This is a genomic window from Micromonospora sp. NPDC047187 (assembly GCF_040643355.1).
GTDB classification, from domain to species: domain Bacteria; phylum Actinomycetota; class Actinomycetes; order Mycobacteriales; family Micromonosporaceae; genus Micromonospora; species Micromonospora salmantinae.
Map to the genome: position 1 here is coordinate 23,579 of NZ_JBEYUF010000021.1, position 20,597 is coordinate 44,175.

The 20,597-nt window shown below is 71.5% G+C and carries 19 protein-coding genes and 1 pseudogene; 14 read left to right on the forward strand and 6 right to left on the reverse strand.

The annotated features are described in order from the left end of the window. The first annotated feature begins 44 nt into the window (after window positions 1–44). Window positions 45–737, forward strand: coding sequence for an SDR family NAD(P)-dependent oxidoreductase (locus ABZ794_RS26115; protein ID WP_357518018.1), 693 nt, complete (start codon window positions 45–47; stop codon window positions 735–737). On the opposite strand, the gene ABZ794_RS26120 is transcribed toward ABZ794_RS26115, so the two are convergent. Further along, the gene (locus ABZ794_RS26120) at window positions 722–1,408 is read right to left on the reverse strand and encodes a thymidylate kinase (RefSeq protein WP_238688556.1); all 687 of its coding nucleotides are present in this window, start codon (window positions 1,406–1,408) and stop codon (window positions 722–724) included. The two genes, ABZ794_RS26115 and ABZ794_RS26120, sit on opposite strands and share 16 nt — an antisense overlap. Window positions 1,409–1,569: 161 nt before the next feature. Here ABZ794_RS26120 and ABZ794_RS26125 point away from each other — a divergent pair. The 5 genes and pseudogenes from ABZ794_RS26125 to ABZ794_RS26145 form a co-directional block, all read left to right on the forward strand. Then, a pseudogene (locus ABZ794_RS26125) lies at window positions 1,570–2,157 on the forward strand (nucleotidyltransferase); the annotation flags it as partial. Beyond that, the gene (locus tag ABZ794_RS26130) at window positions 2,154–2,429 is read left to right on the forward strand and encodes a hypothetical protein (protein ID WP_112676011.1); all 276 of its coding nucleotides are present in this window, start codon (window positions 2,154–2,156) and stop codon (window positions 2,427–2,429) included. The pseudogene ABZ794_RS26125 and the gene ABZ794_RS26130, both read left to right, overlap by 4 nt. Before the next feature lie 10 nt (window positions 2,430–2,439). Then, on the forward strand, window positions 2,440–3,216 hold the full coding sequence (locus ABZ794_RS26135) for a metallophosphoesterase (protein ID WP_091405690.1): 777 nt from the start codon (window positions 2,440–2,442) through the stop codon (window positions 3,214–3,216). Next, window positions 3,207–3,350, forward strand: a complete 144-nt coding sequence (locus ABZ794_RS26140; RefSeq protein ID WP_007464364.1) for a GPGG-motif small membrane protein — start codon at window positions 3,207–3,209, stop codon at window positions 3,348–3,350. Before ABZ794_RS26135 ends, ABZ794_RS26140 begins: the two co-directional genes overlap by 10 nt. A 172-nt stretch (window positions 3,351–3,522) precedes the next feature. Continuing rightward, complete coding sequence (locus ABZ794_RS26145; protein WP_238688555.1) at window positions 3,523–4,017, forward strand: TspO/MBR family protein; 495 nt, start codon at window positions 3,523–3,525, stop codon at window positions 4,015–4,017. Between the two features lie 51 nt (window positions 4,018–4,068). Here ABZ794_RS26145 and ABZ794_RS26150 read toward each other — a convergent pair whose 3' ends face one another. Continuing rightward, complete coding sequence (locus tag ABZ794_RS26150; protein ID WP_238688554.1) at window positions 4,069–4,842, reverse strand: M23 family metallopeptidase; 774 nt, start codon at window positions 4,840–4,842, stop codon at window positions 4,069–4,071. 254 nt (window positions 4,843–5,096) lie between these two features. Here ABZ794_RS26150 and ABZ794_RS26155 point away from each other — a divergent pair, with 254 nt between their 5' ends. The 5 genes from ABZ794_RS26155 (at window position 5,097) to ABZ794_RS26175 (ending at window position 11,350) form a co-directional block, all read left to right on the forward strand. Next, window positions 5,097–6,443 carry an ABC transporter substrate-binding protein gene (locus ABZ794_RS26155; protein ID WP_238688553.1) on the forward strand — a complete coding sequence of 449 codons (1,347 nt, stop codon included), beginning with the start codon at window positions 5,097–5,099 and terminating at the stop codon, window positions 6,441–6,443. Between the two features lie 70 nt (window positions 6,444–6,513). After that, on the forward strand, window positions 6,514–7,560 hold the full coding sequence (locus tag ABZ794_RS26160; protein WP_210784539.1) for a sugar ABC transporter permease: 1,047 nt from the start codon (window positions 6,514–6,516) through the stop codon (window positions 7,558–7,560). Window position 7,561: 1 nt separating this feature from the next. After that, on the forward strand, window positions 7,562–8,530 hold the full coding sequence (locus ABZ794_RS26165; RefSeq protein ID WP_210784538.1) for a carbohydrate ABC transporter permease: 969 nt from the start codon (window positions 7,562–7,564) through the stop codon (window positions 8,528–8,530). A 69-nt stretch (window positions 8,531–8,599) separates the two neighbouring features. Further along, window positions 8,600–9,646: a LacI family DNA-binding transcriptional regulator gene (locus ABZ794_RS26170; protein ID WP_210784537.1), complete on the forward strand. Its 1,047-nt coding sequence runs from the start codon at window positions 8,600–8,602 to the stop codon at window positions 9,644–9,646. A gap of 30 nt (window positions 9,647–9,676) precedes the next feature. Then, on the forward strand, window positions 9,677–11,350 hold the full coding sequence (locus ABZ794_RS26175; RefSeq protein WP_357518069.1) for a glycoside hydrolase family 13 protein: 1,674 nt from the start codon (window positions 9,677–9,679) through the stop codon (window positions 11,348–11,350). 163 nt (window positions 11,351–11,513) lie between these two features. Here the strand turns inward: ABZ794_RS26175 and ABZ794_RS26180 are convergent, their stop codons facing one another. The 3 genes from ABZ794_RS26180 to xylA form a co-directional block, all read right to left on the reverse strand. Continuing rightward, window positions 11,514–12,947 (reverse strand): MFS transporter, encoded by a 1,434-nt coding sequence (locus ABZ794_RS26180; protein WP_210784536.1) that lies wholly within the window; start codon window positions 12,945–12,947, stop codon window positions 11,514–11,516. A 93-nt stretch (window positions 12,948–13,040) separates the two neighbouring features. Then, a complete protein-coding gene (gene xylB / locus ABZ794_RS26185) occupies window positions 13,041–14,468 on the reverse strand; it encodes a xylulokinase (protein ID WP_238688551.1) in 1,428 nt (475 codons plus the stop codon). Between the two features lie 9 nt (window positions 14,469–14,477). Further along, on the reverse strand, window positions 14,478–15,665 hold the full coding sequence (xylA, locus tag ABZ794_RS26190) for a xylose isomerase (RefSeq protein WP_210784534.1): 1,188 nt from the start codon (window positions 15,663–15,665) through the stop codon (window positions 14,478–14,480). Window positions 15,666–15,743: 78 nt separating this feature from the next. Between xylA and ABZ794_RS26195 the strand changes: the two genes are divergently transcribed. Next, a complete protein-coding gene (locus ABZ794_RS26195; RefSeq protein ID WP_238688550.1) occupies window positions 15,744–16,982 on the forward strand; it encodes an ROK family transcriptional regulator in 1,239 nt (412 codons plus the stop codon). Window positions 16,983–17,108: 126 nt separating this feature from the next. Further along, the gene (locus tag ABZ794_RS26200; RefSeq protein ID WP_357518025.1) at window positions 17,109–18,713 is read left to right on the forward strand and encodes a PP2C family protein-serine/threonine phosphatase; all 1,605 of its coding nucleotides are present in this window, start codon (window positions 17,109–17,111) and stop codon (window positions 18,711–18,713) included. A gap of 28 nt (window positions 18,714–18,741) precedes the next feature. Here ABZ794_RS26200 and ABZ794_RS26205 read toward each other — a convergent pair whose 3' ends face one another. Continuing rightward, the gene (locus tag ABZ794_RS26205) at window positions 18,742–19,407 is read right to left on the reverse strand and encodes a MarR family transcriptional regulator (protein WP_247670114.1); all 666 of its coding nucleotides are present in this window, start codon (window positions 19,405–19,407) and stop codon (window positions 18,742–18,744) included. Window positions 19,408–19,464: 57 nt separating this feature from the next. Here ABZ794_RS26205 and ABZ794_RS26210 point away from each other — a divergent pair, with 57 nt between their 5' ends. Then, window positions 19,465–20,595, forward strand: coding sequence for a PP2C family protein-serine/threonine phosphatase (locus tag ABZ794_RS26210; protein WP_210786111.1), 1,131 nt, complete (start codon window positions 19,465–19,467; stop codon window positions 20,593–20,595). Window positions 20,596–20,597: the final 2 nt, after the last annotated feature.

A 20,597-nucleotide genomic window follows, 5' to 3' on the forward strand; every position in this document is an offset into this window, starting at 1 on the left:
GCGGAGGGGCGCGCAGGGACGTGGGGGGCACTAGCGTGGGGCGTATGGGACTGGGCAGCGTGTTGGTTACCGGGGGGTTCGGGGGGCTTGGCGGGGCGGTCGTGACCGCGTTCGCCGAGTCGGGCTGGCGGGTGGTCGTACCGGAGCGGAAAACCCGGCCCGGGTCGGAGCCGGCGGCGGCCGGACTGGTCCGCGTGGTCGCGGACCTGGGCGAGCCGGCGGGCGCGGCGCAGGCGGTCGAGGCCGCGGCCGGCGAACCGGCGGCGCCGCTGCGCGCGGTGGTCAACCTCGTCGGGGGGTACGCCAGCGGCGGGTTGGTGCACGAGACCCCGGTCGAGGAGTTCGAGCGGATGCTCGCCGTCAACCTGCGGCCGACCTACCTGGTCACCCAGGCCGCGCTCCCGCACCTGGTGGCGTCCGGCGGCGGCGCGGTGGTCTGCGTCTCGGCCCGCGCGGCGGTCGCCCCGTTCCGCGGCGCGGCCGGCTACTCGACGGCCAAGGCGGCGGTGCTGGCCTTCGCCAACGCGGTAGCTGTCGAGTACCGGTCGCAGAACGTGCGCTGCAACACAGTGCTGCCCAGCGTCATCGACACTCCGGCGAACCGGGCGGCCCAGCCCGACGCCGACCATTCCCGCTGGGTCACCCCGGCCGAGATCGCGCCGGTGATCCGGTTCCTCGCGTCGGCGGATTCCGCCCCGACCAGTGGTGCCACAGTGCCGGTCTACGGGCGGGCCTGAGCCACCACCGGGCCGACGTCCTCTCCACCCGAGGCGGACGACGGTAACCACGTCTCCAGGTGCGCCTGGATCTGCTCGGTCACCTCCTCGGCCGGGCGGCCCGCGTCCACCAGCACGAAGCTGGGGTACTCGGGCAGTGCCCGGTAGGCGGTGTCGGCGGCGGTCAGCCACCCCATCGTCTCGTGGTCGGTGCCGCGTTCCTCGATGCGCCGGTACGCCTCCGCCGGGTCGACGGCGAGCAGGAAGGTCACCTGCGGCGTCGGGAACAGCCGGTAGCCGGCCCGGGCGAGCCGCTCCCAGCGCTGCCCGCCGTGCGCCCGGATGCTCGCGTACTGGCAGGCCGAGTAGCGGTCCATCACCGCCGTCCGGCCGGTGAGCAGACAGCTGATCAGGGCGATGGCGATGGCCAGCCAGCGCAGCACCGACTCCACGGCCAGCACGCCGTCACGACCGACGAGCCGTTGCGCGTCCGGCCGGCCGAGGCGTTGGGCGAGCCGGCCGAGCCAGCGGCGGCCACTGGCGTTGCGGCGGTAGGTGGCGGGGCGTCCGGCGGCGTTCAGCGCGTCGGCCAGCCGGTGTGCCTGAGTGGTCTTGCCCGAACCGTCGATCCCGATCAGGGCGACGGTGCGCAATCGGGCCTTGCGTCGTCGCATCCCCGATGATCTGGCCACTCTCCACAGGTTATCCGACCCACGCACCTGGTCCGCGAGGTTTGTGGTGCTTCATCCCTGTTGACGCCCGACCGAGACACCAGCAGGTGTGGACGACCGGAATGCCGGGTACCGGAGTTTGAAATCCAACCGCCGGTCCACCAACACGACGACGGAGGAACCAGATGGCTGAGCGCGGAGACGAGAGTCTTGTGCACACCCTCAAGAAGGTCGCCGCCGTGCTCAAGCAGTCCGAAATTCCGTTCGCCCTGGGCGGCAGCTTCGCGGTCTACGCCCACGGAGGCCACTCCAGCGATCACGACGTCGACTTCCTGATTCGGGAGGCCGACGTGGAAGAGGCACTGGAAGCCCTGGTGGCCGCCGGCTTCGTCGCCGAGCGTCCACCGGAGGACTGGCTGGTGAAGGTGTTCGACGACGACCGGATGGTGGACCTGATCCACCGGCCGATCGAGACACCGGTCACCGAGGAGACGTTCACCGACACGGTCATCCGACCGGTGGACGCGATTCGCATGCCGGTGCTGTCCGCGACCCAGCTGATGGTGCACAAACTGCTCAGCTTCTCCCAGCACTACTGCGACTTCGCCCGCGGGCTCCCGCTGGCCCGCTCGCTGCGGGAGCAGATCGACTGGGAACGGGTACGCAAGGAGACGCAGCACTCGCCGTACGCCGAGGCGTTCCTGGTGCTGCTGGACCGGCTGGAGGTGGTGCCGGCCGCCGGCACCCAGCCAGGAGAGGGGACATCGTGACCCACCATCGCGACATCGACGCCGGGCCACCTGACGAGTACGTCGAGGCGGAGATCCAACGGTTGCTCGTCGAGGACCCCGCCGTCGCCGAACAGGGGATCACAGTGGTTCGACGGGAACGCGCCCTCGTGCTCTACGGCGAGGTGGAGAGTCCGCACCGGCGGGAGGAGATCCTGCGTCGGGTGTCCGAGCGCTTCCCGGACGTGCCGGTCACCAGCGACATCGGGGTGATCCGCGCCCAAGCGCCCACGGAGATCGAGCAACTGCCCTGAGGGAGGTTCCATGGTGATCCGGATTGCCGCTGTGGGCGACGTGCATCTGGACGAGGACGTGGTCGGCCGGTTCCGACCGGCGTTGGAGGAACTGCCGGAGTGCGCCGATGTGCTGCTGCTGGCCGGGGACCTGACCCGGCACGGCACCGAGGCCGAGGCGCGCTGCGTGGCAGAGGAGTTCGGTGGGTTGGCCGTACCGGTGGTGACAGTGCTGGGCAACCACGACCACCAGTGCGACCAGGTGCCACAGGTGGTCAAGGTGCTGGAGGACGCGGGCATCACAGTGCTCGAGGGCAACGGCGTCGTGCTGGACTGCGCCGGTGGCCGGCTCGGCATCGCCGGCGTCAAGGGCTTCGGCGGCGGGTTCGCCGGGCGGTGTGCCAGTGACTTCGGCGAGCCGGAGATGAAGGCCTTCGTGCGGACCACCACCGACAGCGCGGACCGTCTCGGTGCGGCGCTGCGCTCACTGGACTGCGACATGCTGGTCGCGCTCACCCACTACTCGCCGGTGCCGGACACGCTGGCCGGCGAGCCGTTGGAGATCTACCCGTTCCTGGGGTCGTACCAGTTGGGGCAGGCGATCGACTCGGCGCCCACGGCGCTGGCCGTGCACGGGCACGCGCACGCCGGCACCGAGCGCGGCACGACCCCCGGCGGGGTACGCGTCCGCAACGTCGCGCACCCGGTGATCAAGCAGGCGTACAGCGTCTTTCACGTTGGCGATCAACTCGACACCGACCAGGTTTCCCCGATCGGCCAGTCGGGTAGTCAGAGGTCATGGAGCTGATTCTCTGGATTCTCGCAGTCGTACTCGTGGTCGCCGGCATCCTCGCGCTGTTCCGCCGGCAGATCCTGTGGGGCATCGTCCTCATCGTCGTCGGGCTGTTGGTCGGCCCGGGTGGTGTCAGCATCTTCAATTAGCGCTCATACGCCTTGACAACGGGACCCGCCGGGGTCGCCGCGACCGGAGCTTCGTCCTCCCGACAGAAGCACCGGCCGTGGCGATCCCGGCGCTTTTTCGTGGGTGGCCGGCCCGGTGAACCGCCCTCCCGCTCGGCGGTTTGAGCCGACCCCGAGAGGAAATATCTCGACCATGGAGATATCTCAGGACGCGCCGGCGACCTCCGGGCGGCGAGCGTGGTGGGCCCTCGCCGGTTTCGCGGCGGCGGTCTTCGTGGCGGCCGCGATCGGCGGGCTGGGCGTGCAGGGCACCACCGAGGAGTACGCGAACCTGCGGCAGCCCGGCTGGGCCCCGCCGTCGTGGCTGTTCGGCCCGGTCTGGTCGCTGCTCTACGCGCTGATCGCGGTGGCCGGCTGGCTGGTCTGGCGCCGGGTCGGCTTCTCCCCTGCCCTCTGGGCCTGGACGGCCCAACTCGTGCTCAACGCGATCTGGACCCCGCTGTTCTTCGGCGCCGGGCAGTACGGTCTGGCGTTCGCCGAGATCGTTCTGATGTGGCTGGCGATCGGCCTGACCGTGGTGCTGTTCGCCCGGGTGTCCCGGGTGGCGACGGCGCTGCTGCTGCCGTACTGGGCCTGGGTCACCTTCGCCGCCGCGTTGAACCTGTCGATCTGGCAGCTGAACAACTGACCGCACGGTCCCCGGCGGGGGTGCCCGCCGGGGACCGTAGCCGTCACCGGGTCAGCAGCGGGGCACGCCAGGGATGTAGCCGTCGGAGCCGGTGTACACGTACGCGTCGGCGATGTAGCGGCCGGAGCCGATCCGGTCCCAGATCGAGCTGGTGCCGTACGTGCCGGTGACAGTGGTGCCACTGGTCTGGCAGGCGATGGTCACCCGGGTGCCGTCGGCGACGGTGCCCACCGAGGCGTACCCGGTGCCGGGGCCGGAGCGGACGGTCAGTGGCGTGCCGCTGGTGTCGACGGTGCCGTTGCCGCTGCCCGAGGAGCACCCGTTGTTACTGGTGTAGCTCTTGCTGCCCCAGTAGAGCGCGAGGGTGCCGTTGAAGCGGACCTGGATGTCGGCGCCGTTGAGGCGCTGCTCGTAGTGCAGGTGGGGGCCGGTCGATCCGCCGGTGGTGCCGACCCAGCCGAGCACCTTGCCGTACCCGACCGTCTGCCCGACCGAGACGTTGAAGCCGTTGAGGTGCGCGTAGTAGGTGCTGTAACCGCCCCCGTGGTTGATTCTGACGTATTTGCCGTAGCTGGTGCCGCCGAGGTCGGTCACCCGGTCGACGGTGCCGGGGGCGCTCGCCACCACCGGGTCGCCCTGATCGTTGGTGCGGTTGAAGTCGACGGCGTACGCCGGGCTGTGGTCCGACCGGGTCTGCCCGGACCAGGACTGGCCGCACGGGAACGGCACCTTGAAGGTCGGCGCGGCCATCGCCGGGGTCGCCGGCACCAGCGCTCCCCCGACGAAGAGACCCGTCACCAGCAGGCTGATCCACCGCTTTCGCATACAGCTCCTCCTATGTCGAAAACCTTCGATCCGGTGCCCTCAGCCTGACAGATATCGTCACTCTTCGAAAGAGTCCCCAGCTTGTCCCGGGGGAGCGCGCCCACCAGGGCAGCCCGCAGGTTTCCGGATTGTTACTCGCTCGTGTCTGACAGGGGGTGGACCCGGGCCGGATGCAAGCGCTTACATGTGTGCACGCCCAATCGGACCGGCGACGGGTCACCAGCACGACCGCGCCGGCTAGGAAGGAGGACGGCATGGCGGTCTTTACCAGACCACGCCAGGCCTTCGTGATCGCCGGTGTACTCGGGCTGGCGCTCAGCGCCACCGCCTGCGGTACCGGCGACGACAAGAAGAGCAACAACGCGGGCTCCGCGGAGTGCGCCGCATACGACAAGTACGAGGGCCACGACGGCAAGAAGGTCTCCATCTACGCGTCCATCCGTGACGCCGAGGCCGACCTGCTGGAGCGGTCGTGGTCGCAGTTCACCGACTGCACCGGCATCGAGATCGACTACGAGGGCAGCGGCGAGTTCGAGGCGCAGCTCCCCGTCCGGGTCGACGGTGGCAACGCGCCCGACATCGCCTTCGTGCCGCAGCCGGGCCTGGTGAAGCGCTTCGCGGACGCCGGCAAGCTGAAGAACCTGAGCGCCGACACCAAGGCCCTCGCCGAGCAGAACATGCCGGCCGACTGGCTGAAGTACGGCACCGTCAACGGGACGCTCTACGGCGTGCCGCTCGGCGCCAACGTGAAGTCCTTCGTCTGGTACTCGCCGAGGACGTTCAAGGAGAAGGGCTGGGAGGTCCCGACCACCTGGGACCAGCTCATCGCCCTGAGCGACAAGATCGCCGCCAGCGGCACGAAGCCGTGGTGCGCGGGCGTCGAGTCCGGTGACGCCACCGGCTGGCCGGCCACCGACTGGATCGAGGACGTGCTGCTGCGGACGGGCGGCCCCGAGGTCTACGACCAGTGGACCACCCACGCCATCCCGTTCAACGACCCGAAGGTCGTCGACGCGGTTGACCGCGCCGGCAGCATCCTCAAGAACGACAAGTACATGAACGGCGGCTTCGGCGGCGTCAAGAGCATCACCACCACCGCCTTCCAGGAGGCGGGCCTGCCGGTGACCACCGGCAAGTGCGCGATGCACCGACAGGCGTCGTTCTACGCCAACCAGTTCCCCGAGGGCACCAAGGTGGCCGAGGACGGCGACGCGTTCGCCTTCTACCTCCCGGCCATCGACCCGGCCAAGGGCAAGCCGGTGCTGGGCGCTGGCGAGTTCGTCGTCGGCTACGCCGACCGTCCCGAGGTCCAGGCGGTGCAGACCTACCTGGTCTCCGCCGAGTACGTGAACAGCCGCGCGAAGCTCGGCAACTGGGTCACGGCGAACAACAAGCTGGACATCGCCAACGTCGCCAGCCCGATCGACAAGCTCTCCGTCCAGATCCTCCAGGACAAGACGGGCACGTTCCGCTTCGACGGATCCGACCTGATGCCGGCCGCCGTCGGCGCGGGGACGTTCTGGAAGGGCATGGTCGAGTGGCTGAACGGCAAGGCGACCGCCCCGGTGCTCCAGGGCATCGAGAGCAGCTGGCCTAAGTGATCCCGGCGGTGGCCCGGTCCGCGTTCGCGGACCGGGCCACCGGCCGAGGTGGACCCGGAAGGGAGGGTTGATGGAGTTCGACTTCGCCGATCAGCAGCCGAAGCTCCTCATGCTGATGTACGGGCTGGTCGCCTTCGTGCTGGTGGTGGGTGGTCTCCTACTGCTGCTCGACGTGGTGCCGGCCTGGTTCGCCCGCCGGCGGGAGGCGCAGCTCATCGCTGCCTCCGTAGGCGGGGGCCCGCTGCCCCGCCGACGCAAGCAGAGGGAAGGGCTCTTCGCGTTCTTCTTCCTGCTGCCGACGCTGCTGCTGCTCGTCATCGGCCTGGTCGTACCGGCCATCCGCACCACGCTGCTCTCCCTGATGGATGGGACCAGCACCAACTGGGTGGGGTTGCGCAACTACGGCTGGATGTTCTCCGACGACTCGATCTTCCGGGTCCTGATCAACACCCTGGTCTGGGTGCTCCTGGTCCCGCTGGTGGCGACCGGGTTCGGCCTGATCTACGCCGTACTGGTGGACAAGGCCCGGTTCGAGGCGGTGGCCAAGTCACTGATCTTCCTGCCGATGGCCATCTCCTTCGTCGGCGCCAGCATCATCTGGAAGTTCGTCTACGCCTACCGGGGCGACGGCGATCAGATCGGTCTGCTCAACCAGATCGTGGTCAGCCTCGGCGGTGAGCCCAAGCAGTGGCTGCTCGAATCGCCACTGAACACGCTGCTGCTGATCGTCATCATGGTCTGGATCCAGGCCGGTTTCGCCATGGTGGTGCTCTCCGCAGCGATCAAGGCGATCCCCGGCGACATCGTCGAAGCCGCCCGGCTCGACGGCGTCAGCCCGTGGCAGATGTTCTGGCAGATCACCATGCCGAGCATCCGGCCCGCGCTGATCGTCGTGGTGGTGACCCTCACCATCGCCACGCTCAAGGTCTTCGACATCGTCCGGACCTCGACGAACGGCAACTACGACACCAGCGTGATCGCCAGCGAGATGTACAACCAGGCGTTCCGGTACGGCCAGAACGGGCAGGGTTCCGCGCTCGCGGTCTTCCTCTTCATCCTGGTCATCCCGGTCGTGATCTACCAGATCCGCAACCTCCGTCAGCAGCGGGAGGGCTGAGATGACCACCGCAACGCCCACCGTCGCCGCCGGCACCCAGAAGACCGACGGCACCCCGACCACCACTGCCGGCCGGGTCCGCAAGCGGTTGAACAGCCGAACCGCGACGCTCGTCTCGATCGTCATCGCGGTGGTCTGGACCATCCCGACCTTCGGCCTGCTCGTCTCCTCCCTCCGCCCGGAGGACGAGATCAAGACCACCGGCTGGTGGACGGCCTTCACCAACCCCCAGTTCACGTTGGAGAACTACCAGCAGGTCCTGTTCGGGCGGTCGTCGTCCTCCGGGCAGCTCGCCGGTTCCTTCATCAACTCGCTGGCGATCACCATCCCGTCGGTGCTCTTCCCGCTCGCCTTCGCGTGCCTCGCCGCGTACGCGCTCGCGTGGATCAACTTCCGCGGCCGGGACTGGGTCTACATCGCGATCTTCGCGTTGCAGATCGTGCCGTTGCAGATGGCCCTGGTGCCGCTGCTCAAGTTCTTCTCCACCGGTGTCACCCTCGGCGGCGTCACACTGATGCCGGCCTGGGACCTGGTCGACGAGCAGAAGTTCGCCCAGGTGTGGTTCGCGCACACCTGCTTCGCGCTTCCGTTCGCCGTCTTCCTGCTGCACAACTTCATCTCGCAACTGCCGGGGGACCTGATGGAGGCGGCCCGGGTCGACGGGGCCACCCACCCGAAGATCTTCCGCACCATCGTGCTGCCGCTGATCACCCCGGCGCTGGCGGCGTTCGGCATCTTCCAGTTCCTCTGGGTCTGGAACGACCTGCTGGTCGCATTGATCTTCGCCGGTGGCGGCGATGAGACCGCCCCGCTCACCGTCCAACTCGCCGAGATGGCCGGCACCCGCGGCAACGAGTGGCAGCGCCTGACCGCCGGCGCGTTCGTCAGCATCGTCGTACCGCTCATCGTGTTCCTGTCCCTGCAGCGCTTCTTCGTGCGAGGTCTGCTCGCCGGCAGCGTCAAGGGCTGACCCGCGCGTCCGCCGCCGCCCGGCCCCTCGGGCGGCGGCGGACGCGCCGGGCACCGAGCGGGGGAAACCGTGACGAGGATCGATGATGTGGCCCGGCTGGCCGGAGTGTCCACGGCCACCGTCTCGCGGGCGCTGCGCGGACTACCGACGGTCTCGGCCGCCACCCGACGCCGGGTACTCGCCGCCGCCGAGCAACTCGACTACGAGGTCTCGCCGAGCGCGTCCCGGCTCGCCGGCGGCCGGACCGGCACGGTCGCGGTGGTGGTCCCCCGGATCACCCGCTGGTTCTTCAGCACCGTCGTCGAGGCGGTCGAGGAGTACCTCCACCAGTCCGGCTACGACCTGCTGCTCTACAACCTGGGCGGCCGGGAGCAGGTCCGCCAGCGGGTCCTGCGGACGGCCAACCTGCACAAGCGGGTGGACGCCATGATGCTGGTCGCCACGCCGCTGCGCCCGGCCGACCTGACCGCGCTGGCCACGCTGGAACTGCCCGGCGTCACCATCAGCTCGGGCAGCAGGGTGCCCAACTGGCCGTGCGTACGGATCGACGACGTGGCGGCCGCGCGGGCCGCGACCAAGCATCTGATCGACCTCGGCCATCACCGGATCGCCCACATCTCCGGCGACCCGGACGACGAGTTGGCCTTCACCACCCACCTCGACCGACGCCGGGGTTACCAGGCGGCACTGCGCTCCGCCGGGCTGCGACCCGACCCGACCCTGGACATCGAGTCCACCTTCACCATCGACGGCGGCAACCGGGCCACCGCCGAGCTGCTGGCCCGCGGCGAGCCACCGACAGCGATCGTCGCCGCCTGCGACGAGATGGCGATGGGCGCTTTGACCGCCCTGCGCGACGTCGGACTGCGGGTGCCGCAGGACGTCAGCGTGGTCGGCATCGACGACCACGACCTGGCCGGTGTGCTCGGGCTCAGCACCGTCGCCCAGCCCGCCGCCGAGCAGGGCCGGCTGGCCGCCCAGATGCTGCTCGACCCGCTCGGGGCCCGGCCGCCGGGCCCCATCGTCAGTCAGCGGGACGCCGGTTGCGACACTCCGATGGTCCTGCCCACTCGGTTGGTGGTCCGGGACTCGACAGCACCGCCCCGGGCACACTGAAACCCAAACACCGCAACACGGGAGACGACCCTGAACACCGACCCGACGCAGCAGACCCCCTCCGTTCACCAGACCACCGGCTGGTGGACCGAGGCCTCCATCTACCAGATCTACCCCCGCTCGTTCGCCGACTCGGACGGGGACGGAATCGGTGACCTGCCCGGCATCACCGCCCGCCTCGACCACCTGGTCGAGCTGGGCGTGGACGCGGTGTGGCTCTCCCCCTTCTACCCCTCGCCGCAGGCCGACGCCGGCTACGACGTGGCCGACTACCGCGACATCGACCCGCTGTTCGGCACCCTCGCCGACGCGGACAAGCTGATCGCCGAGGCCCGGGCCCGCAACCTGCGGGTGATCGTCGACCTGGTCCCGAACCACACCTCCTCGGCGCATCGCTGGTTCCAGGCCGCGCTGCCGGCCGCGCCCGGCAGCGCGGAACGGTCGCGCTACATCTTCCGGGACGGCAGTGGCCCGGCCGGCGACCAGCCGCCGAACGACTGGCAGAGCGTCTTCGGTGGTCCGGCCTGGACCCGGACGGTCGACGCCGACGGACAGCCCGGCCAGTGGTACCTGCACCTGTTCGACACCGGGCAGCCGGACCTCAACTGGGACAACCCGGAGGTGCACGCGGAGTTCCTGGACGTGCTGCGCTTCTGGTTGGACCGCGGCGTGGACGGCTTCCGGGTCGACGTGGCACACGGCCTCATCAAGCAGGCCGACCTGGCCGACTGGCAGGAGCCGCAGGAGATCCTCTCCGGCAACGAGATCGACAAGCCCCGCCCGCCGATGTGGGACCAGGACGGCGTGCACGAGATCTACCGGCAGTGGCGGCAGGTGCTGGACAGCTACCCCGGCGAGCGGGTGCTGGTCGCCGAGGCCTGGGTGGAACCGGCCGAGCGGCTGGCCCGCTACGTCCGCCCGGACGAGATGCACCAGGCGTTCAACTTCGAGTACCTGCTCGCCGCGTGGAGCGCACCGGCCCAGTACGCGGTGATCACCCGTTCGTTGGAGGCGACCGACTCGGTCGGCGCGCCGACCACCTGGGTGCTGTCCAACCACGACGTGGTGCGGCACGCCTCCCGGCTCGGCCTGCCGGTCGGCACCGTGCGCCCCAACGGCATCGGCATCGGCGACCCGCAGCCGGACGCCGCACTCGGTCTGCGCCGGGCCCGGGCGGCCACCCTGCTGATGCTGGCGCTGCCCGGCTCGGCGTACCTCTATCAGGGTGAGGAGCTGGGGCTGCCCGAGCACACCACCCTGCCCGACGAGGCCCGGCAGGACCCGACCTGGACGCGCAGCGGGCACACCCAACGCGGCCGGGACGGCTGCCGGGTGCCAATCCCGTGGGAGGCCGACGCCCCGTCGTACGGCTTCGGGCCGACCGACGCGAGCTGGTTGCCGCAGCCCGCGCTCTGGGCGGAGTACGCGCTGGACCGCCAACGCGACGTGCCCGGCTCGACCTACGAGCTGTATCGCACGGCGCTTCGGTTGCGCCGTGCCCACGGGCTGGGTCGCGGCACCCTGGAGTGGTTGTCCTCCGGCGACGAGGTGCTGAGCTTCCGCAACGGTGAGCTGACCGTGCTGACCAACTTCGGTGCCGTCCCGGTGCCGATGCCGGCCGGCGCCGAGGTGCTCGCCGCCAGCGCGCCCCTGGACGACAACGGCGCGGTCCCGGCCGACGTCACCGTCTGGCTGCGCGGCTGACCGAACGCTCACCGGCCCGTCCCGCGGTACTCGCGGGCGGGCCGGTCGGCGTGGACCGCCCCGCACCCGCCGCGCCGATCTTGCAGTTTCGGTTGTCGGTATGGGTCCGATGTCGCTTCTGTCGGGACAGTAAGCGCAAGATCGCGGGGCGCGCGGGGTGGGGTTAGAGGCGGTTGGCTCGGGTGTGTAGCAGGTCGTGCACGTTGTCGATGTCCGCTGGTGAGGTTCGCGAGGCCAGCCAGTACATGACGCCGGTCGGGATGAAGAAGAGCTGGAAAGCGGCCAGCCCGACGGCGAAGTTCAGCGGTGGCGGGAATGCCGCTCGCAGTGCCTGGAAGGCCACCCCGACCAGCCCGTTGCCGGCGGCGCGACCGACCCCGTTGACCAGGTTGCCCAGGCTGTAGACAGTGCCCCGGTGCTCCGGCGGGTTGACGTCGGCGATCAACGCGAACCAGTTCGGCGAGTTGGCCGACGTCAACGCGAGCGCCACGATGGCGGTGAGCAGGCTCAGCCCGACCGACGGCTCGGTGAACACACTGGCCAGTACCGCACCCACCACCGCGCCGCCGCTCGCGCCGTCCGGCACGTCGATGGTCACCGGTACGAAGAACAACACCAGGTAGAACGGCAGCGCGGCGAGGATGCCGATCGAGGCGACGAGTGCCCGCCCTCGCGGGGTACGACGTTGCACGGCGTCACCGATCAACCCGCCCACTATGGAAAGCACCCCACCGAGCTGGAACAGGGTGGCGAAGACGCTGCCCACCACCACCGCTGTCGACGTGGAGTAGCCCTGGGCCTCGGCCCGTTCGGCGAAGAGCACCGGCAGCCAGACCAGCGAGCCGAACGCGGCCTGCGCGGTCAGACCCTGCAGGATCAGCCACCGGTTGGTCCGCCGGGCCAGGATGCGCGGCAGGTCGGCGCGACTGATCCGGTAGTCGTACTCGGCGCCGGCGTCCAACCTGCCGGCCAGTTCCGGCTCGCTCTGGCCACGCCGGACGTCGTACGTGAACAGGTAGGCCAGCGTGGCGACCAGGCCGACGCCGGTCAACAGCAGGAACGGCCGCCGCCAGTCGGCAGCCCCGAGCAGCCCGCCGACGAGGGTGCCCGCGAGGGTGCCGACCCCCTGGGAGAGCCCCCAGAAGCTCATCACCAGCCCGCGCCGAGTCGGCGAGATCAGGTCGGTGACCACGGAGAAGCCCACCGAGCCGACCGCGCCGAGGCCGACCGCCGCGACCAGTTGCGCGGCCAGGAACGTCAGGTAGCCGCCGGCGAGCGCGCTACCGCCGGTGCCGGCTACCCAGAGCAGCGTGCCCACCATGAGCAGCGGTTTGCGGTTGGTGTGGTCCCCGACGTACGCCCAGCCGACCGCCGCGACCGCGCTGACCAGGAAGCTGACCGCGGTGACCACGCCGAGCAGCCGCCCGGACACGTCGAACGCGTCCGAGATCGGGCCGTACAGCGGGGGGACCAGCCCGATCGCCACGTTGTCCAGCGAGGCGAGCAGCACGAACACCACGACGCTGTACAACCGGTGCGCCGGCCCACCGCCCCGACCGTGCGGGCGCAGGCCGGGCCCGCCACTGGTCACCGTCATGACCGGCAGCCAACCAGACCGCGTGAAGGAGGTCGTCACGCGGGTGGGTGCCGGTCACCGTCGACCGGCACCCATCCGCGTCGATCCCGACTGTCAGCGCCGGTCGAGCACCAATCCGCGCGCCGCGGCGTACTGGTCCCGCACGGCGGGGACGGCCGCCGCCGCGTACTCCTCGGTGCCCTCGACCGCCCAGACGGGCGGCGCGGCGCCGCCCAGGGCGACCCAGGCGGCCTGGCGGGCGGCGCCGTCGGCGACGTACTCCCCGGCTGGCGGGACGACGACCGGGCAGCCGAAGACCTGCGGGGCGATCTGACGCACCGCGGCCGACCGGGCCCCGCCGCCGACCAGGATGACCCGGCGGGCGGTGGCACCCTGTGCGGTCAACGCGTCCAGCCCGTCGGCGAGCGCGCAGAGCATGCCCTCCACGGCGGCCCGCGCCAGGTGCGCGGGGGTCGACGTGCGCAGGGTCAGGCCGTGCACCGCACCGGTGGCGAGCGGTCGGTTCGGCGTCCGCTCACCCTCCAGGTAGGGCACCATGACCAGTCCGTCCGCCCCGGCCGGCGCGGAGAGCGCCAGCTCGGCCAGCTCGTCCAGGTTGACGCCGAGCATCGCGGCGGCGGCGTCCAGCACCCGGGCCGCGTTGAGCGTGGCGACCAGGGGCAGGAAACGGCCGGACGCGTCGGCGAAGCCCGCGACGGTGCCGCTCTCGTCAGCGGCGGGCACGTCGGCGACGCTGAACACGGTGCCGGAGGTGCCGATCGAGACGATCACGTCACCCGGGCCGGCGCCGACGCCCAGCGCGGCGGCCGCGTTGTCCCCGGTGCCCGCGCCGAGCAGCGCGCCGCCCGGCCCACCCAGTACGTCGGACAGCTTTCCCGCCGAATCGGCCGGACCGAGCACCTCGGGCAGCACCAACCGCCGGCCGAAGCCGCGCTCCAGCAGGTCCAGTCGGTATTGCCCGGTGGCCGGCGACCAGTAGCTGGTACCGCTGGCATCACCCCGGTCGGTACGCAGCGCGTCAAGCCCCGGTGCGCCGGCCAGCCGCCAGGTCAGCCAGTCGTGCGGCAGGCAGACGGCCGCCACCTGGGCTGCCCGCTCCGGCTCGTGCGTGGCCAGCCAGCGCAGCTTGGTGAGGGTGAAGCTGGCCACCGGAACGCTGCCGGTGGCCTCGGCCCAGAACCGACTCCCGGCCGAGCCGCCGCCGGCCTCCTCGATGAGGTCGGCGGCGGCGTCGGCGGATCGGGTGTCGTTCCACAGCAGCGCCGGGCGGACCACCCGGCCGTCCTCGTCGAGACACACCATGCCGTGCTGCTGGCCGGCGACGGAGATCGCCGCCACGTCGGCCAACCCGCCGGCCTGGTCGGCGGCGCTACGTAGCGCCTGCCACCAGGCTTCCGGGTCGACCTCAGTGCCGTCCGGGTGCGGTGCCCGGCCCTGCCGGAGCAGGGCGCCTGTCTCCGCGTCCCGGATCACCACCTTGCAGGACTGGGTGGACGAGTCAACGCCTGCGACCAACGGCATGGCGGGGCCTCAGCGGGCGCCGAGCAGGTGCTCGACGGCGAGCTGGTTGAGCCGGACGAAGGCGAAGCCCCGGGCGGCCACGGCGTCGACGTCGACGTCCTCGAACGCGGACCGGTCGGCCAGGAGCTCCTCGTAGCCCTCGCCGTCGCCGAGCGTCGGCGTGCTCAGCTCGCCGACCTTGCTGGCGGCGAGCGCCTCGACCACCTCGGGGTCGGCGCGGAACGCCGCTGCCCGCTCCTTGAGCAGCAGGTAGGTGCTCATGTTGGCCGCCGCGGAGGCCCAGACACCGTCCATGTCCTCGGTGCGGGACGGCTTGTAGTCGAAGTGCCGGGGGCCGTCGTAGGCCGGCCCGCCGTTGGGGCCGCCGTTCTCCAGGAGGTCCACCAGGGCGAACGCGTTCATCAGGTCACCGTGGCCGAAGACCAGGTCCTGGTCGTACTTGATGCCGCGCTGGCCGTTGAGGTCCAGGTGGAACAGCTTGCCCTGCCAGAGCGCCTGGGCGATGCCGTGGGCGTAGTTGAGCCCGGCCATCTGCTCGTGGCCGACCTCCGGGTTGAGGCCGACCAGCTCCGGGTGGGCCAGCTGGGAGATGAAGCCGAGCGCGTGCCCGATGGTCGGCAGCAGGATGTCGCCGCGCGGCTCGTTGGGCTTGGGCTCCAGGGCGAACCGCAGGTTGTAGCCCTTGTCGATGGAGTACTGGGTGAGCAGGTCCACGGCCTCGCGGTAGCGGTCCAGGGCGGCGCGGACGTCCTTGGCGAGGTCGTACTCGGAGCCCTCGCGGCCACCCCACATGACGAAGGTGCTGGCACCCAACTCGGCGGCCAGGTCGACCTGACGCAGCACCTTGCGCAGCGCGTACCGGCGGACGTCGCGGTCGTTGCTGGTGAAGCCGCCGTCCTTGAAGATCGGGTGGGTGAAGAGGTTGGTGGTGACCATCGGCACCACCAGGCCGGTCTCGTCGAGGGCCTTGCGGAACCGGGCGATGTGTTGGTCCCGGGTGGCCGCGTCGACGCCGAACGGGATCAGGTCGTCGTCGTGGAAGGTGATGCCGTACGCGCCCAGCTCGGCGAGCCGGTGCACTGCCTCGACCGCGTCGAGCTCCGGACGGGTGGCGTCACCGAACGGGTCGCGGGCCTGCCAGCCCACGGTCCAGAGCCCGAAGGAGAACTTGTCGGCGGGGGTGGGACGGGGTGCCATGAGCGACCTCCGGGGTGGTGTTGTCCGCTATTTGTTCAGCGATTGAATTATTTGCCCACCCTATGGCACTGTCAAGGGGTGAGCCTCACCCACGCCCCGGCCGGTGCAGTCCGTCAGGGCAGCCTGCGCGAGCTCAACCTCGCCCTGGTCCTCGGCCGGATCGCCACGGCCGACCGACCTCCCTCCCGGGCCGACCTGGCGACCGCGACCGGCCTGACCAGAGCCACCGTGTCCGCGGTGGTCGAGGACCTGCTCGCCGGCCGGCTGGTCAGTGAGTCCGATCCCGCGCCCCGCTCGGGCGCCGGCCGCCCGGCGCGCGGGCTGGTCCTGGCCGATCAGGGGCCGGCCGGGCTCGGCCTGGAGGTCAACGTGGACTACCTGGCGGTCTGCGTGGTGGACCTCGCCGGCCAGGTCCGGCACCGCACCGTCCACCGTGCCGACCTGCGCCCGGTGGCCCCCGCCGACGCGCTGGCCCGCCTGGTCGAGATGGCCGGGGCAGCCCGCGAGGACGCCGCCCGGCGCGGCCTCACCCTGGTCGGGGCCGCGCTCGCGGTGCCCGGCCTGGTGGACGACGCCGGGCTGGTCCGGCTCGCGCCGAACCTCGGCTGGCGTGACGTGCCGGTGCCCGCGCTGCTCGCCGAGCACCCCCCGCTGATCGAGCAGGTGCCCGGCATCCCCGCACTGGTGGTCGACAACGAGGCCAACCTCGCGGCGCTCGGCGAGCTGCACTCGCAGCCAACCGGCACGTCCAGCTTCCTGCACATCTCCGGCGAGGTGGGCATCGGCGCGGGCATCGTGCTGGACGGCGCGCTGTTTCGCGGCGTACGCGGGTGGAGCGGCGAGATCGGGCACCTTCCGGTGCACCCCGAGGGCCGTCCGTGCCGCTGCGGCGGGCAGGGCTGCCTGGAGCAGTACGCCGGCCAGGAGGCGATCGTGGCCGCCGCCGGGCTGGCTCGGGCGGAGCTTCCGGCGGACACCGCGACGGCCCGGCTGGCCGAGTTGGCCGAGGCCGGCGACGCCGACGCGCTGCGGGCGCTGCACGACGCCGGAACGGCGCTCGGCGTCGCGGTGGCCGGCGTCGTCAATCTGCTCGACCTGGACACCGTGGTGCTCGGTGGCGGTTACGCGGCGCTCGCACCCTGGCTGTGCCCCCCGGTCCTCGCCGAGATCGGTGCCCGGGTGCTCACCGCGGCCTGGTCCCCGGTCACGGTCCGCCCGTCGACGCTCGGCGCGGAGGCCGCCGCGGTAGGCGCCGCCGGCTCGGTGGCCCGCCGGATCGTCGCCCAGCCCGCCGGCTGGCTGGCCCGCGCCGGCTGATCGCCACCCCACGCCGTGCGCCGCTGTCGGAGAGAATCGGTACCCTTGCTCTCAGGCAACGATCCCGGGTGAGGAGTCGAGAAGCAGCATGCGCACACGTCGTCAGACGCGAGCCGGCGTCCGGCGGTGACCACGACCCAACAACCCGGCGGCACCCCGTTGCCAGCCGACGAACGGTTGGCCCGGGAGCTGCTCGACGGTCTCGCCGAGGCCGTGCTGACAACGGACGGGACCGGTCGGGTCACCCTGGTCAACGCCATGGCGGCCGAGCTGATCCCGGAGATCGACGCCGGCACCGAGCTGGCCGGTTGCTCGGTGGCAGCCCTGGCCCGCGCGGTCGCCACCGGCGCTGACCGCTTCGACGCCGACCACCACGGCCGGCGACTGCGCGGCGTCCGACGGCAACTCGCCGGCTCCCGGTGGGCGTGGTACGTCCGCGACGTCACCGAGGAGCACGCCCGCGCCGACGCCCTGCTCGCCGAACGCTCCCGCACCGCTTTCCTCGCCCAGGCCGGCAGTCGGCTGGCGCTGGCCCTGCACCGGGACCAGGTCCTCCTGGCCACCACCACGCTCGCCGTTCCCTACCTGGCCGACGTCGCCGTGGCACTGCCCCGACCGACCGCGCCGGCCGAGCCGCACCCCCGATGGATCCGGTACGCCGCCGGCGAACCCGCCCCGATCACCGGGCTGGCCGGCCCCGCGCTGACCAGCTCCGTGCCCGGGCTGGCCGAAGCGCTGGCCGGCGACCGGGCCGAGCCGGGCCCCTGGCCGGACGCCCCGCTCGCCGACCTGGCCGACCTGCTGCCGCCCGAGTTCGGCCCACCGGCCATGGCGCTGGTCAGCCCGCTGCTCAGCGCCAGCGAATCGGCCGGCGCGCTGCTGCTCATCCGTCGGTCCGGGCGGGCCGGCTTCGACAGACGCGACGTGGAGCTGGCCCGGGAGTTCGCCGCCCGCGCGGGTGCCGCGCTGGCCACCGCCGACCTGCACGGCGAGCAGGCCCACCTGGCCCGGGTGCTGCAAACCAGTCTGCTCCCGCCCGAGCTGCCCGTCGTGCCCGGCGTGAGCCTGGCCGGCGGCTACCGGGCAGCGGGCGACACCCTGCGCATCGGCGGCGACTTCTACGAGGTGTTTCCGCACCCGCGCGGCGCCCTGTTCGCGCTCGGCGACGTGTGCGGCAAGGGCGTGGGCGCGGCGGTGCTGACCGGCCGGGTCCGCCAGTCGTTGCAGACGCTGCGGCTCGTCGAGCAACGCCCGCTGGAGCTGATCCACCTGCTCAACCAGGCACTGTTCGACGCGCCGGACGCGGCACGGCGCAACCAGTTCACCACCCTGTTGCTCGGTTCCCTGGACCGGGGGCCGGCCGGGCTGGACCTCCGCATCGCCGGCGGGGGTCACCCGGCGCCACTGCTGGTCACCGCGGACGGCACTGTCACCCCGGTCCCGGTCGGTGGCATGCCGGTGGGGGCGCTGACGGCCGCACGGTTCGCCGAGACCCGGGTGCACCTCGATCCCGGCGATCTGCTGCTCGCGTACACCGATGGGGTGACCGAGGCGCGCGGACCGCGCGACACGGCGATGTTCGGCGAGGCCCGGCTGCGGGCCGCGCTCGTGGCGGCGGCCGGGCAACCGCCGGCGGCGCTGATCGACCAGGTGCTCCGCGCGGTCGACGACTGGCTGGGCGGGCAGGCCCACGACGACATCGCGATGCTGGCCGTGGGCGCCTCGGCATGACCGACGGGCGACCGCCCGGCCGGCTTGATCAGGCGGTACGCGCCACCGGCGGGCCGCCGGCCGGCCATTCCCTGGTGGTGCCGACCGATCGTTCCAGACCGCCCGACGAACCCGTCCACCCCGTTCGGGTCTGCGGACCCGAATCGCCCGACCAGTCCTCCGGCCGCCCACCGGGCCGGTCCGGGTCGTCCGGCCAGTCCCCCTGGCCCGTCGACTCATCCGACGCCGGCGCGTGCTGCGCCTGCTGGCGGCGGGCGGTCTCGTCGAACTCCCGCATCCCGCGCAGCAGCGCGTCGCGGCCCTCCTGGCTCATCCCGGCCAGCACGGCGGCGAGTTGGCCCTGGCGGTCGGCCCGCAGCTCGGCGACGAGCCGGCGGGCCTCCGGGGTGAGGTGCAGCGAGATCTCCCGCCGGTCGAAGCGGCCAGGCTCGCGTTCCAGCATGCCGGCGGCGACCAGCCGGTCGCAGAGGCGGCTGGCGGAGCTGAGCAACATGTCGAGTCGGGTGGCGAGCCGACGCAGGTTGATCCCGTCGTACTGCTCCACCACCATCACCGCCCGCAACTGGGCACCGGACACGCGGTTCGCGGTCCCCTCCCGGGCAGACTCCCAGATGCCCAGCAGGGCAGCGGCCGCCACATCCAGCGCGGCAGCCATACTCGTCTCAGGGTCCGTCGGACGGTTCAGTTCGGCCATGGTGGCCCGAGAGTACTCCGAACCTCCTGGTGGTCGAGCTTTCAGTAAGGACTGACGATGAGCGAACCGGTCAATCGGGCACGACGTGCCCTGAACGAGACACCAGCTGACCGGCTCGTCGGTGGGATCGGGGACGTACTCGCCCAGTCGTACGGGATCACCGACGTCGAGCTCTTCCAGGTCGACTACCGGCTCGCGGAGCTGTTGCCACTCGGCGACGACGACTCGATCACGAGCCCCGGGCACCCGGCCTGGCGCGCCTTCGACCACCAGTCGCCGATACTGGTCGACGGCACCGCCTGGTTCCCGGTCACCATGCGCGGCGAGCGTCGAGGGGTGCTGCGCCTGTCACCCGTCGCGGACGACCGGGACGTCGTCGCCGCGCTGGCCGAGATCGCCACCGCGCTCGCCCACGAGGTGGCGGCGGTCTCCGCCGGCACCGACGTCTATCTGGCGGCCCGGCGCACCCAACGCCTCACCCTGGCCGCTGAGATGCAGTGGGACCTGCTCCCCGGCCGCAGCCGGATCCGTCCCTCGTTCAGTCTGGCCGGGCAGTTGGAGCCGGCGTACACGGTGCGCGGCGACAGCTTCGACTGGTCCGACGACGGGGAACGGGTCTGGTTGTCCACCATCAACGGCACCGGTGAGGGGGTGGCGGCCTCCCTGCTCACCTCGCTGGCCACCCACGCGCTGCGCAACGCGCGTCGAGCCGGGCTGAGCCTGGCCGACCAGGCCGCCCTCGCCGATCAGGCCATCTACGACCTGTACCGGGGCGAACAGCACCTTTCCGCGTTGCTGATGGAGTTGGACCTGCGCTCCGGGGTGATGACAGTGGTGGACGCCGGGTCGCCCCGACTGGTCCTGCTCCGCGACGGGGACGTCACCGAGCAGCCCTTGGAGGCGCAGTTCCCGCTGGGCATGTTCGAGGCGACCGACTACCACGAGCAGACGTTCCCGCTGCAGCGCGGCGACCGGGTCTTCGTGGTCAGCGACGGGGTGGTGGAGGCCACCGGTCAGCACATGCGCTACGGCGAGACGGCACTGGACCGGTTCCTGCGGCGGACCGGGCCGATGGCACCCCTGGACGCCGTCCGGTCGCTGATCGGTGATCTGCGCGCGTTCGTGGCCGGTGACCTGGTCGACGACGCGGTGGTCGTCTGCCTGGACTGGACTGGCCCGCAACCGTGACC